The sequence below is a fragment of the Novosphingobium sp. KN65.2 genome (assembly GCF_001368935.1).
Taxonomy (GTDB): Bacteria; Pseudomonadota; Alphaproteobacteria; order Sphingomonadales; family Sphingomonadaceae; genus Novosphingobium; species Novosphingobium mathurense.
Map to the genome: position 1 here is coordinate 1 of NZ_CCBH010000040.1, position 542 is coordinate 542.

Annotated in this window: 1 protein-coding gene; it reads right to left on the reverse strand. The window is 66.6% G+C overall.

What is annotated here, in order from left to right; all coding sequences use genetic code 11:
- Positions 1-542: Ig-like domain-containing protein (locus SPHV1_RS01295; RefSeq protein ID WP_231634373.1), on the reverse strand; the 542-nt coding region annotated here is incomplete at both ends.

The following is a 542-nucleotide window of genomic DNA, read 5'->3' on the forward strand; positions in this document are numbered from 1 at the left end:
GCGCCTTCGACGACGCTGTCGGTATCGGCACGGGCGGTGGGCACATCGTCGATGACATCGATGGTGATCGTGCTGGTGGTCGTGTTCCCGTTGGCGTCGGTCACCTGGTAGGTGAAGCTCTCGACGTTGTTCTCGGTGGTCACGCCATTGTCGAGCGTGGCGCCGTCGACCGGGGTCGCCAGCGTATAGCTCCAGGTGCCGTTGGGCGCGATCGAGATCGTCCCGTGGCTGCCGGTGGCCGAACCGACCAGCGCGTAAGTATAGCCGCCCGCGCCGCCCGAGGCGTTGTCGGTCAGCGTGCCCGAGACCGTCTCGGCCGTCGAGGACGGGTTCGAACCGATGCCCAGCGCCGCTTCGTCGACCGAGGCGTCCTCGTTGGTCGCGGCAAGCCCGCTGTCGGTGAGGCTGATCGTCAGCGTCGTGGTCGAAGTGTCGCCGTCGCCATCGGTGATGGTGTAGACGAAGCTGTCGGTCGCCCCCGCAGGCGGTACCGCATTGGCGCTCGACTGGTAGGTATAGCTGCCGTCCGCATTGAGGATCAG